This window comes from Pseudomonas sp. NPDC086278 (genome assembly GCF_050280905.1).
GTDB lineage: Bacteria > Pseudomonadota > Gammaproteobacteria > Pseudomonadales > Pseudomonadaceae > Aquipseudomonas.
In genome coordinates this window covers 15,314-28,018 of record NZ_JBNNWE010000079.1, presented here as the reverse complement: position 1 = coordinate 28,018, position 12,705 = coordinate 15,314, and the positions used below count along the sequence as shown (strand labels likewise).

Below are 12,705 nucleotides of genomic sequence, written 5' to 3'. Positions count from 1 at the left end.
TGCGTGGACATATCCACGGTCTTCTGCCCGGAGAGCAAAGTCGCGAGAACCGGCACTACGGTGGAAACTGTAGAGCGCGGCTGATCTTGTCGAAAGATGGCAAAACACTTAGGGTGTTACCTGAAAGGTATATACCCCAGCAGCCTTTCTCTTTTGCCTCGGGAGGCTGTCACGCGATGAAAATGCACCACTTTCGCAACGTCGTAGCGGTCGTTGAACGCGGCAGCCTGCGCGCTGCCGCACGGAGTCTGGGCCTCGCTCAGCCGGTCGTGTCGCGAAGCCTTAAGGAACTGGAAGAGGAGTTGGGCGTAACGCTGTTCGAGCGAGGCAGGTTAGGAATGGTGCCGACCAAGGCGGGCGAATTGTTCGTGCGGCGTGCCAAGGCGATACAGGCCGAGTACCAGCGCACCCTTGATGAGCTGGATCAACATCGCGGCGTTGATAAAGGTTCTATCGTTGTCGCCTGCTCGGGCGCGGCGTTGATGGGATTGTTGCCCCTGACACTGGATCGTTTTCGCCGGCGCTTTCCCGGTGTCCGCGTAAAAGTGATTGAAGGCACCTATCCCATGCTGGAGGCCGATATCCGCGATGGTTTGATCGATCTTTATTTCGGCCCCGTGACCAAACCGCAGCAGCACACCAACATGAGCATCAAACCGTTGATGATTAACCGCCGAATCATCGTCGGCCGGCGCGGTCATCCCTTGCAGCATGCAACCACGCTGGAAGAGCTGATTGACGCCGAATGGCTGACCACCCCGGTTGCGGAAAATATCGACGATGAAGTGCTCAGCGTTTTCAAACTCGCCGGGCTGCCATCGCCCAATATCGTCATGCAGGCCACCTCAAGCATGAGCGTGACCAGCATCGTTTCCTCATCCGATCTGCTTGCGCCGTTGCCGGAACAATGGCTCGGATTTATCAATGCGACCAATTTGCTGAGCCGAATCATGGTAACGGGCATCCCCGATGCACCGCCCATTTGCTCGGTTTACCACACAGAATTGCCCTTGACCCCGGCCGCACAGTTTCTCCACGACATGGCCGAGCAGGCAGCACTGGATAACCACGAAAAACTGTAGATTCTGCGGCAGCAGGCGCGCGTATACCTTTTAGGTAACACCCTGCAGATTTTGCCGTCTTTCGAAGAAATCAGCCCGACCTTAATGTTCAAGCCTGTATTCACAGACGCCGAACATTAAGAGGGATGAAATCTTGAACGAAACGCTTAGCGATCAAGCCATTGATCAACTTTTTTTAACCGCTCGGTCACACAACGGCTGGCTGGAAAAGCCCGTTGATGATGGGTTGCTCAAGCGTCTTTACGAAGTGCTCAGGCAAGGCCCGACCGCCAACAACTGCAACCCTGCGCGGTTTCTCTTTGTGCAGTCGGAGGAGGGCAAGCAACGTATGCTTCCGGCACTCAAGGGTGCTAATGGCGAGAAAGTTCTGGCGGCGCCAGTGACGGTGATTATCGCCATCGATACGCAATTTATTGAGTTTCTTCCCCAGTTGTTCTCTGCGTACGACCTGGCAGCCATGCTGCGCGATGATCCTGCAGCAGCCGCTACGATAGCTTTTCGTAACGGCAGCTTGCAGGGCGCTTACCTGATATTGGCCGCGCGGGCGCTAGGATTGGATTGCGGCCCCATGTCCGGTTTCGATAGCGCCAGGCTTGATCAGGAATTCTTCCCGGACGGTCGCTGGAAAAGCAATTTTCTCTGCAGTCTTGGCTATGGCGACAGAGAGAAAGTTCGTCCTAAAGGACCGCGTTTGAGCTTTGAGCAAAGCTGCGTTTTGGTTTAGAAGATAGCCATCAGGCTGGAGCGGAGTTTGAGCGTATCCCGCAGCGCTACTGGGCCAATCCTTCCAGAGCAATGCTTATCGTCGAAGAAGGGTGGCCGGTGGTTTGGCTCGCAGACGAAACCGGCTGAGTCTGGCTGCGATAACTCTGGGGACTGCTGCCCAGTCGCTTTTGAAAGACCCGCCGCATGCGTTCCTCACGACCAAAACCGACGGTTTCGGCAATTCGCTTGATCGGTTCTCGGGTGGTTTTCAGCAGTTGACTGGCGGCTTCAAGGCGCAAGTTCTCCACGGCTTGCGCGGGTGTTTCACCGGTAGCGGCAAGATACGCACGGGCAAAGTGGCGCGGGCTCATGCCAAATTGCTCGGCCAGCCGTTCCACTCGCAAATCACCGTTGAGATTCCCGGCAATCCACGCATGAAGGCGCGCAATGCGCACGTCCGGGTCGGTGCGCAAGGACTTGGACTGGGCGTTAAGCGAAGCACTGAGTTGCGGTTGCTCGGCGCTGCGCCACAGAAACACGGTGAAGTAACGCGCCAGTGCCAACGCCGCGTGGGCGCCGAGGTCCTGCTCGACCAGGCCAAGCGCCAGATCAATTCCTGCCGTGGCACCGCCGCAAGTCCAGAGGTTGTCGTCATGCAGATAGAGCGTATCGGTTTGGCATAACACCGCCGGGTAGCGCGCCTGTAATTCCTCGGCAAACTTCCAGTGAGTCACGACTCTTCGACCATCGAGCAGGCCGGCGGCGGCCAGAGCAAACGTGCCGGTGCCAATCGAGCAAAGGCGGCGGATCTGCGCGGCGCGTTTGCGCAACCAGTCACAGGCGTGTTCATCGGCTTCGAGGGCTGCCATCCCCGGTCCGCCCGCGACAATCAGCGTATCGATTACGGGTGCCATCTGGTCGATCTGCTTAAGCGAACAGGTGGTCACGGTGATGCCCGAGATCGACATGACCTGACCACCCTGCGGCGATGCGACCAGTAAGCGATAGGGCGGATTCGCGCTGAAGGACCCCGCCAAAACCCGCGGTATCGCGGCAAACACCTCAAGTGGTCCGGCCGCATTGAGCAGCAACAGATCATCGAACGCCAGCACTACAACCGTGCGCGGAGGCGGCGGCGGAATGTCCGGCATGGCAGCAAAGGAGGGGTGTTTGGCATGGAGCGGCACGGCGGGCCTCGACATACTGAAATCAATGCATAAATGAGAGCACGACAATGCCGCTAAAACCTTCTGCTGCCAAGCACCCGCTGACTGCAAGGCTTAAAGCCCTGTTGTGCTGCGCGGCGTTGTTGCTCGCCCATCCTGCGTCCGCCGCGAGCGAGCCGTTGAAGATGGGCGATCAAAGCGGCCTGACTCAGGCCTTGCTGCATGCGGCGGGAGAGGACAAGGATCTGGCGTACTCGCTGTCGTGGCACCCGTTCCTGGCCGGCACAACCATGCTCGAAGCGCTTAGCGCCGGGGCGATCGATGCCGGCGTGGTAGGCAATGCGCCGCCAGTGTTCGCTCAGGCTGGCGGTTTCGACATTCGCATCATCGGCGTGGCAAGTGGCGCGCAAAACAATAACGCGTTGCTGGTGCCTGATGGTTCCAGTGCCCGGACGGTGGCGGATCTCAAAGGGCAGAGAATCGCCGTGGCTAAAGGTAGCAGCGGCCACTATTTGTTATTGGCCGCGTTGCATCAGGCGGGGCTTACGCCGCGCGACGTGAACATTGCCTACGTCAGCCCGGTGGATGCGCAGAATGCCTTTGCCAGCGGCAAACTCGAAGCCTGGTCGGTGTGGTATCCGTTTGTTGGTCAGGCCACTTCCCGGGGAGCGCGGATTCTGCTCGACGGCAGTGCCTGGCCGGAAACCGGTCTGAACTTTACTGTCGCCAGCAAGCGCGCACTGGAAGACCCCGAGCGAGCGGGGCAGGTCGGGGATCTGCTGGCCAGACTGGCGCGCGCCCAAGCCTGGGCCACCGCGCACCCCGCAGACTGGGCCGATGTATTCGCGCAAACTACCCGTCTACCGGTCGCGCTGGTGCAAGAAATGCTCGCGCATCAAGACCTTCGCTACGTGCCGATCCAGCCCTCGGTCATCACGTCGCAACAGCGGCTGGCGGACATGTTTGCCGCCGAGCGCCTGATCCCGCGCCCGTTGCAGGTCGAGCAGATATTCGACGACCGCTTCAACACCTTGCTACCAACGCCTTAACAACCCCTTCGACTTCGCCTGGCCGCTTTGCTGTCGGCCGGGATTTATACGCCTGGAGAAAAGCTATGCCCAATCTGGAACGCACCACCCTCAAACGCCGGAAAACTGGTTTGATCGCTGTCGATCATGCCCGCAGCGGCGGCGGTTACACCTTGTTCGCCCCGCAAACCGCGGATGGCAACGTGTACTTGATCGACCTTGACGGCGAGATCGTCCATCGCTGGAAACTGCCGCAACGCCCCGGCCGCGACGCAGTGATCCTGCGCAACGGCAACCTTGGCTACAACGGCAATCATCCTGATTCGCCGGATCTGTTTCCGGGCTGGTCGGTGTGGCATGGCGGTGCGTTCAGCGAAGTCACTCCTGAAGGTGAAGTGGTCTGGGAACACACCGATCTGCTTCATCACCACGACGCGCAATGGCTGGACAACGGCAATCTGCTGTACACCACCGCCGAGCCGTTGAGCGCGGAGCTGGCGCGTCGCGTAGTCGGCGGGATTCCCGGCAGCGAGGCGCCGGGCGGAGTGATTTATGCCGATGTGGTCAAGGAAGTCGATCGCCAAGGCAATGTGCTTTGGGAATGGCGCAGTTGGGAACACCTGCGACCTGAAGACTACCCGCTGCACGAGTGCTTCGAACGTCATCACTGGCCAATGACCAACGCAGTGACGCCGGGGCGCGACGGCAAGGTGATTCTCAGCCTGCGCAGTGTCTCCTCGGTGATCGCCGTGCAACGTGGCAGCGGTGAAGTGTTGTGGCGTCTGGGCCACGATCTGGTCGCGCAGCAACATTGCCCGAGCGAACTGGAAAACGGCAACGTGCTGGTGTTCGACAACGGCATCTTCCGTCCGCACATCAGCATGCCGCACTCGCGCATCGTCGAAATCAACCCAGTGACTCAACGCATCGAATGGCAATACGCCGACACCCCGGGCTATGCCTTTTTCACCCCGTTCATGGGTGGCGCACAACGCTTGCACAACGGCAACACGCTGGTGACCGAGGCCAACTTCGGCCGCTTGTTCGAAGTGAACCAGGTCGGTGAAGTGGTCTGGGAATACGTCAATCCGTTCTTTGCCAGCTATCCCGATGCGCCTTCGCGCAGTTATTTGCCGGGGGAAAACAACGCAATCTTCCGTGCGCATCGCTATCAGCGCCAAGACCTTCCTTGGATGCGTGACTGACCACGCGCTGACACTGTGTTGGCGACTGAAACACTGCTTTGCCGGTTGCCGATATGAAATTTGTCCTGTAGTTTTTCATGAAATTATAAGAATAGAATTTCATGAGGCCCAGAATGTTTCAGCAATCCCAGCGCCATGTAGAAAGCTACTACGCCCACAGTTGCGCCGATATTCTGAGCACTCGGCCCGTGCTGGAAGGGCAACATGACACCGATGTGGTGATCATTGGTGCCGGGTTCAGCGGTCTGCACACGGCGTTGCGCCTGACGTTAGCCGGCAAACGCGTGACGCTGCTGGAGGCCAGTCGAGTGGCGTGGGCAGCCTCGGGGCGCAACGGCGGGCAGGCGATTGCTGGCTGGTCGTGCGATATGCCGCCACTGGAAGCTGCGCTCGGGTATGAACGGGCACGGCGCTTGTGGGACGGCATGCGCTGGGCCGCTCGGGAACTGCGCGAGTTGCCCGGCCGCCATGGCTTCGACTGCGACTATCGCACCGGGCATCTATGGACATCGGTGATGCCGCGTCGGGTCAGTCTGTTGACCGAATGGCAACACGAGGCCAGTCATAAATGGGGCCACGATGGGTTGCAGTTCATCAGCCGCGCAGAGCTGCCGCAATGGGTGGCCAGCGAGCGTTATCAGGCAGGACTTTATGACCCGGAGGGCGCACATCTCAATCCGCTGAAACTCGCACTGGGCCTGGCCGCCGCCGTCGAACGGGCCGGCGGCCGTATCCATGAGCAAAGCAAGGCGCTGAGTTATCAGGAGGAAGGTGCGGGGTTTCGGGTAATCACCGAGCGCGGCTCAGTGCGTGCTGATGTGCTGGTGCTCGCCTGCAATGCCTATCTCGATAAACTCGATCCCAAGCTCGCCAGCCGCATCTTGCCGGTGGGCACCTATCAAGTCGCCACCGCGCCGCTCACGGCGGAGCAAGCCACTGCATTGCTGCCGAGCAATGTTTGCGTCACCGACAACCAGTTCGTCCTCGACTATTTCCGTCGCACGCCGGACAACCGTTTGCTGTTCGGCGGTGGCTGCACCTATCTGGGCGGCATGCCCAAGGACATCGCGGCGGCGACCCGGCCGTTTCTCGAACGAGTGTTCCCGCAGCTCAAAGGTGTCGAAGTCGAATTTGCCTGGGGCGGCCACATCGATCTGACGATCAATCGCACACCGGATGTCGGCGGCTCGGGCAATCGTTATTGGCTGCAGGGTTATTCCGGGCATGGCGTGTTGCCGACATTGGCGGCGGCACGCGCGGTGTCCGATGCGATTCTCGGTCACACGGATGAATTGGCGTTGTATCAAGGTTTGAGCAATGGCAGTTTTCCCGGCGGCAAACACCTCGCCGCGCCGCTGGAAGCCATCGGCAAGGCCTGGTATCGACTGCGAGACAGCATCTGATGAGTCATTTTCCGGAATTCCAGCCATGAACAAGCAAGAAGAAATCGCCGCGCTGGCGATCCTGATCCACGACCTGCGCAAGCACAAGAAATGCACCCTGAAGGAACTGGCCGACAAGATCGGCCGTTCGGTGGGATTTCTGTCTCAAGTCGAGCGCGGCTTGTCGCGGCCGACGGTGGCGGACCTGACGGCGATCAGCGAAACCTTCGGCGTGCCAACCACCTATTTTTACAGTTTGCCCAAAGCCAAGGAACTGCCGTGGGTAACCCGGCCGGACGAACGCCGCACGCTGTATTACGCCAACGGCATCACCGACATTCTGGTTTCACCGCAGATGCGCGCCTCGTTCTCGATGCTTGAAAGTCATCTGGAAGCCGGCGCGAGCAGCGGCGACCGGCACTTGAGCGACAGCTCGGAGCAGGGCGGTTACGTGCTTGAAGGCGAATTGACCCTGTGGCTGGGCGATGACGAGGAACCTGCCACGTTAATGGCTGGCGACAGCTTTCAATTCGATAGCCACACCCGTTGCCGCTACGGCAACCTCACCGACCAGCTCACCCGCGTGCTGTGGGTCTACACCTGATAACAATAAAAGGATCAACACGATGGACGCTGTCTGCGCTGACTTGCTGGCTGAAGTGCGTGCTTTTCGCCAACGCTACCCCGAGGTGCGTTATGTCGACCTGATTTCCCTGGACATTGCGGGGCACTTTTACGGCAAACGCTACCCCGTGGACATGCTCGAAAAAGTCGCCGGCGGCAGCGCACTCAAATTGCCGCAAAACTGCGTATTGCTCGGCGTGCAGGGCGGGTTGTTCAAGATTGGCGACTACTGCTTCAACGATGGCGACCCGGACGCCGTACGCCGATTGGTGCCGGGCACACTCAAACCTGTAACCTGGGAAGCCCAGCCACTGGGCCAGATGCTGATCACCTCGGACGGCACCGAAAAACCGATCGAATTCGAACCCCGCGAAGTGCTGGCGCAGGTGCTCAATCGGCTGGCATGTAAAGGGATTTATCCCGTCGTCGCCTTCGAGCTCGAGTTCTATCTGTTCGACAAAAAACTGCGTGACGGCTTACCGCAGTTCCCCCGAGACAACCTGACCGACGACGCCGACGATCAACCGAACATGCACATCGAGCGTTTGTCTCGCTTCGCGCCGGTGCTCGACGAAATGGTCGAAGCCACTCGCGCTCAAGGCATCGACGCCACAGTGATCACCGCTGAACTGGGCCCCGGCCAGTTTGAAATCAACTTCGGCCACCTCGACGACGGTTTACGCGCCGCCGACTGGGCCGCTCTGTTCTGCCGCAGCACCCGTGGCGTTGCCCTCAAGCACGGCTACCGCGCCAGTTTCATGGCCAAACCGTACTTGCAGCATCCGGGCAGCGGCATGCATGTGCATGTCAGCCTCTATGACGCGACCGGCAATAATCTGCTCGCGGCCAACCAGCAACAACCACTGCGCCATGCAATCGCCGGGTGCCTGGAACTGTTGCCCCACAGCATGTCGATCTTCGCACCAAACCAGAATGCCATGCGGCGTTTGGGCGGTACGGTGAACACGGCGACGAAAGCGAGTTGGGGCTACGAAGATCGTGATGCGTGTTTGCGTATTCCTGAGTCGGATGAGAAGAACCTGCGTATTGAATATCGGCTGGCAGGGGCGGATGCGAATCCGTATCTGGTGTTGGCGGCGATTTTGGTGGGGTTGGAACATGGGCTGGAATCGGGCAAGGAGCCGATCGCACCGTTGAATGAGGATCGCGGCAGCGGGGTTGGTTTTCCGACGGAAATGTTTGAAGCGGTGAGGGCGATGCAGCATCAGCCGCAGTTACGGGAAGGTTTGGGCGCCGAGTTTGTGGATGTGTATTGCGAGAACAAACGCCAGGATCATTTGGCGTTTATGCAGGAGATCAGTGCGCGGGAATATCGGTGGTATTTGTGATGGGTTGGCAGTGACGGGCGTAGTCGTGCAAGGCTGAAACCGGTCAAAAGCGGGAGAAGGGCATCGATGTATGCCTGGCAGGTGAATACTATTCCCGTTCAAGTTGCCAGGCATCGGAGGTGGCCGCTTCCATAATCGACACCAGCTCGTCATTACGCGTAAAACAGTTAGCGGAGATCATCATTCAAATGTTTAGCTGCTTCCCATTACCGGGTTGGTCTTCAATCGCCAGAATATCCCTGTTGAAAACAGTGTTAGAGCGCCCATGAAAGCGAATGTAGCGTGAAACGCCATGCCTATCACTTCAGGATTCCCCGCAAACCAGTGGCTGAAAAACACTAGCAGTCCCCCTGCACATGACACCCCCATGCCCATGGACAACATTTGCACCATGGTCAGCGCGCTGTTGCCGCTGCTGGTCTGGTGGGGGCCAAGATCCTTGAGCGTCAGCGTGCTCATGGCGGTGAGTTGCAGGGAATTCAGCGCGCCGAAAATGCATAGCGCCAACACTTGCAACGCAACACCCCGTGGCTCGTGCCCGATCGCGAAGCTGCTGATGGTCAAGCCGATGAGCAAAGTGTTGGTGACCAGAAAGCACCGGTATCCCATGCGCGTCACCAGCCGGTTGGTCAATGACTTCACGGCGATGCCGGTCAATGCGACGGGGAGCATCAGTAACCCGGCGTTGAGCGGAGAGTAGCCTTGCGCGACTTGCAGGAACAGTGGCAGCAAAAACGGCGTCGACGAGCAGCCTAGGCGTGCGACGAAATTGCCGACCAAGCCAATGCGCAAACTGTCGACGGTTAATAAGTTCAGCGGGTACAGCGGCGCTTGATGGCGACGAGCATGTTGCCAATAGCCCGCAAGGGCAGCCAGACCGGCTATAGCCAACGTCGATGCCACGCGCCAGTCAAAACCGAAACTGGCAATGCCATCCAGTGCAAGGGTGAGGCAGAACATACCCGCGCCCAGCAAGCCGTAGCCAACGAAATCGAAACGCCCGAGCCCGGCCAACGGTTGCCCGGGCATGTATTTCCAGGCGCCGAGTACGCCAAGAAATCCCACCGGTACGTTGATCAGAAAAATCCACTGCCAGCTGGCGAACTGTACCATCCAGCCGCCCAGTGCCGGGCCGATCAAAGGGCCGATGAGGCTGGGAATAGTGACAAAGCTGATCGCCGGCAACAGGCGGCTGCCGGTAAACATACGGATCACCGCCAGCCGGCCGACCGGCAACATCAGCGCACTGCCCACGCCCTGAAGGACGCGAGCAATCAGCAATTGATCAAGCGATTGCGCTATCCCGCAGCACAGCGAACCCACGGTGAACAAAGCAATCGCCGTGATGTAAGTGCGCCGTGTGCCGAAACGATCCGCCAGCCAACCCGAGGCCGGAATCAGCAAGGCCATGGTCATCACGTAGGCGACGATGACCGACTGCATGCTCAGCGGACTTTCACCAAGGTTTAGCGCCATCGCCGGCAGCGCGGTAGTGACGATCGTGGCATCGAGGGTGAGCATGAAAAGGCCGCCCGCCACCAGCCACAACAACGAACGGCTGGTTTGCGGTGTTACTTCTGTGGTTAACATCCACGGGGTTCCTGTGAGGCAACACGGCTCAAATATCAGCGATCCATAGGTTCAGGCGCTCGGCAATTTCCGCGCTGTTATGCTCCAGCATCAGCATGTGACCGTTGCCGGTGATGCCAAACTCTTCGAGCTGCCAGTGAGTCACCGGCACGCCGGCCTGTTGCAGATACGCGGCAGTCGCGTGGTCGTAAAGCGCATGGAAGGACGCTTCGCCAGTGACGATCAGAAACGGGATGGCTTGCAGATTGATCAATTGCCGCGCCGGTTCCTGCTGCAACCAGCCGGGCAGCCGATCGGCGCGAGTGGCTGGGCTGTGAACCACCGCCAATTGCTGGTCTGCGAGCAATGGCGGCGCGTAGGTCAACTCAATGTCGGCAATGCCCCAGCGACGGCGCGGTGTGTCGTCCAGCGTCTGGCTTTCGCCTTTCTGCGCCTGCTGCATTGACATGTTCACCACCGGCGGGCCTTGTGGCTCGATGGACACCACGGCTTTCACCAAGGACGGGCGGACATCCGCCAGCAGCCAGCCATAAGGCCCCGACTGCGAATGGGTAATCAGAATCGCTTCACCGATTTTATCCAGCAACGCCGCCCCGGCGTTCTGGAACAATTGCTGACTTTTTGCACTGTCGGCAATGTAAGGAACATGCGTGGCGTAAAAAGCATCGAACACTGGATCGCCTTTGCGACCGGTGCCGGGCCACTGCGTGTGCTTCTTCGCTTGCGGCCATTCACCTTGAGTGGTGGCGGTGAAGTAGCGCTCGACAACCACCACCGGGGCAACACTCAACTCACCGTCCAGTTGCGCGTGCCAAGGCGAGCGGCCACGCGCTGGCTGATCAACCAGATAAACCTCATAGCCGAGTTCGACGAAGATCCTCGCCCAGCCCGGGCGACCGTCGGGGGTTTTCAGCCAGTTGGTCGCGGTTTGCGCGGTGCCATGCACGAACACCAGCGGATAGCGGCGCGTCACCGTGGCGGGCCTGAGTACCTCGACATACATCTGCCCGCTCATGACTTCTTTGCCGGGCGGGCCTATGTATTCACCGCCGACGTAGAAAAAGTCGTGGGCAATGGTTTCAGTCTTGTTGTTATTCATCATTCACATCCAAACAACGGTTGAAAAAACACACAGGTTTCAGTCGTTGATCTGTTCGAGCGTCTGGTCACGGGTGAGCGGCCCTAACAATGCCACCGACAGGGCACAGATGACCATGCACCCAGCCACCGCAATCAGCGCGGACTGCACGCCGAAGTGACCCATGGTGAAGGCAATCATGAAACCGCTGAGACTGCCACCGAGGCGGCCGGTGGAATAGACAAAACCTACCGCCATCGCGCGAATCCGCGTCGGATACAGTTCCGACTGATAAGCGTGATAGCCGACCGAAAGAATCGTTGTGCCCATGGTCAACAGACCGCCGCAGGCAATGATCAGCAGCGGCATACGGAACTCGGCAAACGACAGGCCCGCGACAGCGATCAGCATGGCACCAAAAACGATCTGCCATTTGCGCTCGATGCGATCCGCAAAGAACAGCGCCAGAATCGGTCCCAGCGGTGCGCTGCATCCCATCACCACCGTATACGCCAGGCTTTTGCTAACCGTCACACCCTGTTCGATGAGAAATGTTGGTGCCCAATTCAGGAAGCCATAAATGCCCATGGCCTGGAATACGTGAAAGAGCACCAGCATGATCGTGCGTGTGCGGTAACGCGGGCTCCATAGCTCGCGGAAACTGCTTTTGTGTACCACCTGCACCTTGGTCGTCGGGATCGCCACAGGCAGCGGCCGGCCGGTTTCCTGCTCAACCCCACGCTCCATGCGGCTGACTTCGGCATCGGCTTCTTGCAAACGACCTTTGTCTGCCAGCCAGCGCGCGCTTTCTGGCAGCTTGCGCCGCAGCACCCACACCAGCAACGAACCGACTGCGCCAATGGCGATCACCCAACGCCAGCCATCAATGCCCAGCGGTTCATGCGGCACAAACAGGTAGGCGGTGATGCCGCAGGCTGGAACTGCCAGATAGGACATGATCCGGTTGATGGCAAATGCGCGTCCGCGCAGGGTCGGCGGCACCAGTTCACTCAGGTAAGCGTCGATGGCAATCACCTCGACTCCGAGGCCAATCGCGGTCATCAGGCGCCAGAAGTTCAAGCCCAGCGGGCCGGTCTGGCAAGCCATGATCAGCGAACACAAGGCATAGCCGATCAGGGCGTAAGTGAACACCGCACGACGGCCAAACTTGTCGGCGATCATGCCGAACCCCAGCGTGCCGATGAACAGCCCGATAAAGGTTGCGGCAATGTAAGCCGCCGCGCCGTTGAGGGCAAAGAAGCTGTCGGTGGTGCTCAACAGCACGCCACTGCGTACCATCCCGGGGATGACGAACGAGGTGGAAAACATCTCGAAGGTTTCAAAGAAACCACCGAGCGCCAACAGCGTGACGAAACGCCAGAGGCTTTTGCTGGCCGGCAACCGGTCAAGGCGCGCAGCGATCATTTCACCACTCAGCGCACTGGGCGTGGCGGTCGCGACAGAACCTAAAGCAGCACTCATTTTTTTATCCTTAT

General features: G+C 59.2%; 11 protein-coding genes. 7 read left to right on the top strand and 4 right to left on the bottom strand.

Translation table 11 applies throughout. The annotated features are described in order from the left end of the window. Positions 1 to 1,082: LysR family transcriptional regulator (locus tag ACQKP4_RS21600; RefSeq protein WP_427635637.1), on the top strand; the 1,082-nt coding region annotated here is incomplete at its 5' end. A 133-nt stretch (positions 1,083 to 1,215) separates the two neighbouring features. Further along, a complete protein-coding gene (locus ACQKP4_RS21595) occupies positions 1,216 to 1,806 on the top strand; it encodes a malonic semialdehyde reductase (RefSeq protein ID WP_427635636.1) in 591 nt (196 codons plus the stop codon). Positions 1,807 to 1,852: 46 nt separating this feature from the next. Here the strand turns inward: ACQKP4_RS21595 and ACQKP4_RS21590 are convergent, their stop codons facing one another. Continuing rightward, the gene (locus ACQKP4_RS21590; RefSeq protein WP_427635635.1) at positions 1,853 to 2,974 is read right to left on the bottom strand and encodes a GlxA family transcriptional regulator; all 1,122 of its coding nucleotides are present in this window, start codon (positions 2,972 to 2,974) and stop codon (positions 1,853 to 1,855) included. Positions 2,975 to 3,021: 47 nt separating this feature from the next. Here ACQKP4_RS21590 and ACQKP4_RS21585 point away from each other — a divergent pair, with 47 nt between their 5' ends. The 5 genes from ACQKP4_RS21585 to ACQKP4_RS21565 all read left to right on the top strand — a co-directional run bounded on the left by ACQKP4_RS21585 (position 3,022) and on the right by ACQKP4_RS21565 (position 8,541). Then, positions 3,022 to 4,002, top strand: coding sequence for an ABC transporter substrate-binding protein (locus ACQKP4_RS21585; RefSeq protein WP_427635634.1), 981 nt, complete (start codon positions 3,022 to 3,024; stop codon positions 4,000 to 4,002). Between the two features lie 65 nt (positions 4,003 to 4,067). Then, on the top strand, positions 4,068 to 5,186 hold the full coding sequence (locus tag ACQKP4_RS21580; RefSeq protein ID WP_427635633.1) for an aryl-sulfate sulfotransferase: 1,119 nt from the start codon (positions 4,068 to 4,070) through the stop codon (positions 5,184 to 5,186). A 113-nt stretch (positions 5,187 to 5,299) separates the two neighbouring features. Continuing rightward, complete coding sequence (locus ACQKP4_RS21575) at positions 5,300 to 6,589, top strand: NAD(P)/FAD-dependent oxidoreductase (protein ID WP_427635632.1); 1,290 nt, start codon at positions 5,300 to 5,302, stop codon at positions 6,587 to 6,589. Positions 6,590 to 6,614: 25 nt separating this feature from the next. After that, positions 6,615 to 7,172: a helix-turn-helix domain-containing protein gene (locus tag ACQKP4_RS21570; protein ID WP_427635631.1), complete on the top strand. Its 558-nt coding sequence runs from the start codon at positions 6,615 to 6,617 to the stop codon at positions 7,170 to 7,172. A gap of 22 nt (positions 7,173 to 7,194) precedes the next feature. Beyond that, on the top strand, positions 7,195 to 8,541 hold the full coding sequence (locus tag ACQKP4_RS21565; RefSeq protein WP_427635630.1) for a glutamine synthetase family protein: 1,347 nt from the start codon (positions 7,195 to 7,197) through the stop codon (positions 8,539 to 8,541). A gap of 192 nt (positions 8,542 to 8,733) precedes the next feature. On the opposite strand, the gene mdtD is transcribed toward ACQKP4_RS21565, so the two are convergent. From mdtD to ACQKP4_RS21550, 3 genes are read right to left on the bottom strand one after another with little or no spacing between them, the layout of a single operon-like run. Next, complete coding sequence (gene mdtD / locus ACQKP4_RS21560; protein WP_427635629.1) at positions 8,734 to 10,131, bottom strand: multidrug transporter subunit MdtD; 1,398 nt, start codon at positions 10,129 to 10,131, stop codon at positions 8,734 to 8,736. Positions 10,132 to 10,159: 28 nt separating this feature from the next. Beyond that, on the bottom strand, positions 10,160 to 11,230 hold the full coding sequence (locus tag ACQKP4_RS21555) for an alpha/beta hydrolase (RefSeq protein ID WP_427635628.1): 1,071 nt from the start codon (positions 11,228 to 11,230) through the stop codon (positions 10,160 to 10,162). A 39-nt stretch (positions 11,231 to 11,269) separates the two neighbouring features. Continuing rightward, positions 11,270 to 12,691, bottom strand: coding sequence for an MFS transporter (locus tag ACQKP4_RS21550; RefSeq protein WP_427635627.1), 1,422 nt, complete (start codon positions 12,689 to 12,691; stop codon positions 11,270 to 11,272). Positions 12,692 to 12,705 lie beyond the last annotated feature (14 nt).

What these genes read in the sequence shown, in the direction of transcription:
- mdtD (WP_427635629.1), bottom strand. Translation starts at nt 10,131, where the DNA reads ATGTTAACCACAGAAGTAACACCGCAAACCAGCCGTTCGTTGTTGTGG.
- ACQKP4_RS21555 (WP_427635628.1), bottom strand. Translation starts at nt 11,230, where the DNA reads ATGAATAACAACAAGACTGAAACCATTGCCCACGACTTTTTCTACGTC.
- ACQKP4_RS21565 (WP_427635630.1), top strand. Translation starts at nt 7,195, where the DNA reads ATGGACGCTGTCTGCGCTGACTTGCTGGCTGAAGTGCGTGCTTTTCGC.
- ACQKP4_RS21580 (WP_427635633.1), top strand. Translation starts at nt 4,068, where the DNA reads ATGCCCAATCTGGAACGCACCACCCTCAAACGCCGGAAAACTGGTTTG.
- ACQKP4_RS21585 (WP_427635634.1), top strand. Translation starts at nt 3,022, where the DNA reads ATGCCGCTAAAACCTTCTGCTGCCAAGCACCCGCTGACTGCAAGGCTT.
- ACQKP4_RS21570 (WP_427635631.1), top strand. Translation starts at nt 6,615, where the DNA reads ATGAACAAGCAAGAAGAAATCGCCGCGCTGGCGATCCTGATCCACGAC.
- ACQKP4_RS21575 (WP_427635632.1), top strand. Translation starts at nt 5,300, where the DNA reads ATGTTTCAGCAATCCCAGCGCCATGTAGAAAGCTACTACGCCCACAGT.
- ACQKP4_RS21550 (WP_427635627.1), bottom strand. Translation starts at nt 12,691, where the DNA reads ATGAGTGCTGCTTTAGGTTCTGTCGCGACCGCCACGCCCAGTGCGCTG.